The organism is Sulfurihydrogenibium yellowstonense SS-5 (assembly GCF_000173615.1).
Lineage (GTDB): Bacteria > Aquificota > Aquificia > Aquificales > Hydrogenothermaceae > Sulfurihydrogenibium > Sulfurihydrogenibium yellowstonense.
This window is the reverse complement of the sequence record NZ_ABZS01000156.1, coordinates 1-4,071: the sequence shown is the minus strand read 5'-3', so window position 1 is coordinate 4,071 and position 4,071 is coordinate 1. Positions and strand designations below refer to the sequence as shown.

5 protein-coding genes are annotated in these 4,071 nt (G+C 32.5%); 4 read left to right on the top strand and 1 reads right to left on the bottom strand.

The annotated features are described in order from the left end of the window. The 3 genes from SULYE_RS06620 to SULYE_RS06610 form a co-directional block, all read left to right on the top strand. Positions 1-713 (top strand): TldD/PmbA family protein (locus SULYE_RS06620; protein ID WP_007547777.1); only part of this gene is annotated, 713 nt, incomplete at its 5' end. After that, complete coding sequence (locus SULYE_RS06615; RefSeq protein ID WP_007547775.1) at positions 710-1,003, top strand: nucleotidyltransferase domain-containing protein; 294 nt, start codon at positions 710-712, stop codon at positions 1,001-1,003. The genes SULYE_RS06620 and SULYE_RS06615, both read left to right, overlap by 4 nt. Beyond that, the gene (locus SULYE_RS06610; protein WP_007547774.1) at positions 996-1,430 is read left to right on the top strand and encodes a nucleotidyltransferase substrate binding protein; all 435 of its coding nucleotides are present in this window, start codon (positions 996-998) and stop codon (positions 1,428-1,430) included. The genes SULYE_RS06615 and SULYE_RS06610 overlap by 8 nt, the downstream gene beginning before the upstream one ends. Before the next feature lie 687 nt (positions 1,431-2,117). Here SULYE_RS06610 and SULYE_RS06600 read toward each other — a convergent pair. Further along, a complete protein-coding gene (locus SULYE_RS06600; RefSeq protein WP_007547772.1) occupies positions 2,118-3,167 on the bottom strand; it encodes a S1C family serine protease in 1,050 nt (349 codons plus the stop codon). Positions 3,168-3,332: 165 nt separating this feature from the next. Here SULYE_RS06600 and thiE point away from each other — a divergent pair, with 165 nt between their 5' ends. After that, a complete protein-coding gene (gene thiE, locus SULYE_RS06595; protein WP_007547771.1) occupies positions 3,333-3,947 on the top strand; it encodes a thiamine phosphate synthase in 615 nt (204 codons plus the stop codon). Positions 3,948-4,071 lie beyond the last annotated feature (124 nt).

Sequence of the window (4,071 nt, the reverse complement as noted above, 5' to 3'; positions counted from 1 at the left end):
GCACCGCAGGGAGCTTTACAGTTGTGATTTCATCGGAAGCAGGCGGAACTATGATTCACGAAGCTGTGGGACACGGACTTGAAGCGGATTTAGTAAATCAAGGCTTATCAGTTTACAGAGGTAAGATAGGCGAAAAAGTAGCTTCAGAATTGGTTAGCGTGATAGATGACGGAACATTATCAGGAAAAAATGGAAGTTTCCATTTTGATGATGAGGGAGTGCCAGCACAAAGAAAAGTATTAATTGAAAACGGTATTTTGAAAGGCTATATGTACGATAGACTTACAGCAATGAAAGAGGGAAGGCAGTCGACAGGAAACGGTAGAAGGGATGGATATAAAAATATTCCAATTGTAAGAATGACAAATACTTACATAGATGCAGGAAAAGATAATCCATCTGATATTATCAAAGATACAAAAGACGGAATTTATGTTGTAAAAATGGGTGGTGGTCAGGTAAACACAGTTAACGGAGATTTTGTCTTTGAAATCATGGAAGGATACAGAATCGAAAACGGTGAGATAACATATCCAATCAAAGGAGCAACATTGATAGGCAACGGACCACAGGCATTGATGGATATAGATGCGGTGGGCTATGACTTAGGATGGGCTATTGGCACATGCGGCAAAGATGGACAAAGAGCACCAGTCAGCGATGCACAGCCAACGGTAAGAATCAAAAAACTTACTCTCGGCGGGGTAATTTGAGAATCTCAGATTATGAAAAAGAGATAATCGTTAAAACTGCCAAAGATATTTTTGGAAACAACACAAAGGTTTATCTATTTGGAAGTAGGGTTTATGACGACAAAAAAGGCGGAGATATAGATTTATACATAATTCCAGAAAATAAGGATAAACTTTTTGAAAAAGAAATAAAATTTAAAACCTTGCTCCAAATAAATCTTGGAGAACAAAAGATAGATGTTGTCCTACATAGAGACTTTGAAAGAGATATAGAAAAAGCAGCACTATTAGAGGGTGTTTTACTTGAATGACAAAAATTATCTTAGATATCAAAAGCTTTATGATGAAGTGAAAAAACATTATCTTGTTTTAAACAAAGCTTTTGATAGTTTAAGTCATTATGATATGAAAAATTACGAAGAGGACTTAGAGCTTCTAAGAATATTAGACCAAATTGCCTATAGATTCTCTAAACTTCAAGACTCAACAGGAAAGCTCTTGAGGGCATATCTTACCTTAAAGGGCGAAAACGTAGAAAACTTACCAATCATTGACGTTATAAACTTAGCAGAAAAAATTAACCTTCCTATAGATAAAAAATTTTGGTTTGAAATGAGAGAAATCAGAAATTTAATAACTCACGAATATGAAGAAGATTATGAAAAAATAATCAGTACACTTGAGCTAATAAAAAACTCTCTGCAAAAATTTAAGGAGTTAATTGAAGCATTAAAATGAAAAAGTAAGAGATTAAAGGTAGAAAGTTGAGATTTTTAGCTCACCTGTAGAATGACAAAGAAAGTAAAAACAAGGTTTTTCTTTGTAATAGGATAAATCCAAATCTTTAAAACTTTAAGATGAGAATGTTTGAGGCTGTTCTAAAAAATCCACACAGTCATTCTGCAGCCGGCGAAGAATCTCACATTTTTCTTTTCAAGTCAAAAAATCAAAAGATGAGATCCTTCGGATTTACGTCCTCAGGATGACGGAAAGGCAAGCTTACAAAAATTTTGGAACATCCTTGAGAATGTTTTGAAAATTCTTAAGATTTGGCATACTACATTTCCCATTTGTGATAATAATACTATTTTACGTTCTTTGTCATCTGAACTAAGTGAAGAACCTCTGTCTTTTTACTTCTCACTTACTAACTTACTTGCTTTTTTAGAAGATGAGATCATTCAAACTAAAGTCCTTGAGATAATAAGAACTTTCGAATGGCTTCATTCTATAGCCGATAAAGAGTTTATGTCCTTTTACCTCTCGCTTATTCAACGTACGGGTAATTCATGAATTGACTCTATTCCTCTTCTCACCTTTTAAAAGAGAAAATCCCTCGGACTAAAAGTCTCTCAGAAGTATGATGGACAAAGGTAAAGTTATAAAAATTCTAACATTACTCTTACTTTAAAACACACTAAAAAACTAATCTTTCTCTATCGGAATTACAGTTACGGTTCTTTTTCCTTTTGAGTTTATAATTTCAAGCTCTATCATGTCTCCCGGTTTTACTTTGTTTAAAAATATCCTAAACTCTTTAGAATTTTTTATTGGGTTGCCATTAATTTTAGTTATTATATCGCCGACAATTAAACCGGTTCCGGAAGCAGGGCTCTTTTTCTCAATTTTTAGTACCAAAGCACCGCCGTCTATATTCATTCTTTCTTTTATCTCTTCAGATACATCTGTTACAACTATACCAATCCAACCTCTTCTAACCTTACCATATTTTATTAGTTGATTTACAGTGTCTTGTAGTATATCTACAGGGATAGCAAAACCTATACCTTGCCCGGTTTGAACTGTGGCTATACTCATTCCAACAACTTTTCCATCGAGATTTAAAAGCGGTCCACCAGAATCGCCCGGATTAATAGAAGCATCTGTTTGAATAAAACCTTCTATGGATGAAATACCTACCTCTCTATTTATAGCCGATATGATTCCAAACGTGTAAGTGTGTCCCAAATTATAAGGGCTTCCGGCAACTAACACAAACATTCCAGGCTTTACATTCTCCATGTATTCAAATTTTAGAGATTTTATATCTCTGTTAAAATTATTTAGCTTTACTTTCAAAACGGCTATATCGGTTTTAGTATCAACTCCAACAACTTCGGCTTTAAAAACTCTATCATTATAAAATCTTACAAAAATACTTCCTTTTTTCTCAATTACGTGTGCATTTGTGGCTATATAGAGATAATTAGATGTTTTTTTAATAACAAATCCAGAACCAACTGATTCATCATCGATGTCTTTAAGTAAATAAAGATTTTCTTTATCTTGTTTCGTAAAGATAGTCACTACAGATGGAGTGGTTTGTGAGATTACATTTTCAATCCTGTCTTGAATTAGTTTAACAGCATCTTTTTCTTTTTTTGATTCACAAGATTGAATAATTAGATGTAAAAGGATGTAAAATAGAAGTAATTTGTTTATTTTTTCGAGATTAAAACGGTCGCTATTGTCCATTTTTAGATATTATACACCTCTGTACTTGTTAAAATGATAAATTTAATTATATCATAAAAAATCATATCTTAAAATGGTATTATAATATTTTAAAATGAATTTTTAAGCATTTAAACAAAAATTTAAGAAGCTTAATATAATTTTTAAAAATTAACGAGGTGAAGCATGTTAAAAGGTTTATATGTAATCACAGATGAAAAATTAACTCCATACGATAAAATTTTTGATATGGTAGAACAGGCTCTGAAAGGTGGTGCTAAATTAGTTCAGCTGAGAGACAAAAATAATTCTGACGACTTTTTATTACCAATATCTAAGGATTTGAAAAAACTCTGCCATAAATATGATGCTTTATTTATAGTTAATGACAGGCTTGAATTGACTTTAAAGTCTGATGCTGATGGAATTCATGTTGGAGAAGAAGATGTGGACATATCAGAAATTAGAAAAGCTTTAAAAGATAAAATCATTGGTGTGTCTTGTTATGGAGATGTTGAAAGGGCAATATTGATGGAGCGTTTATCTGCTACTTATGTTGCTTTTGGGAGTTTTTACTTTTCTCCAACAAAGCCTAAATCTAAAATCGTTGATAAATCTGTAATAACAGAAGCTAAAAGATTTTTAAAAATACCTGTCTGTGTAATAGGTGGCATTACTGTCGAAAGAGCTAAAGAACTTGTTGAGCTTGGTGCTGATTTAGTGGCTGTAATAAGTGATATATGGACTGCTGAAAACATAGAAGAGAGAGCAAGACAATATACAGAGTTATTTAGAGGTTAAAGGTAATATGGAGAATGCTTTGAAATTTTTAACTTAGTTTATAAATCAATCAGACTTTTCCAAAAATCCACACTGTCATTCTGTAGCTGGCGAAGAATCTTCTGTTTTTTATTTTTAAATCAAA

Bases quoted from the DNA above. Each gene is read 5' to 3' on its own strand.
- thiE (WP_007547771.1), top strand. From the start codon at position 3,333: ATGTTAAAAGGTTTATATGTAATCACAGATGAAAAATTAACTCCATAC.
- SULYE_RS06600 (WP_007547772.1), bottom strand. From the start codon at position 3,167: ATGGACAATAGCGACCGTTTTAATCTCGAAAAAATAAACAAATTACTT.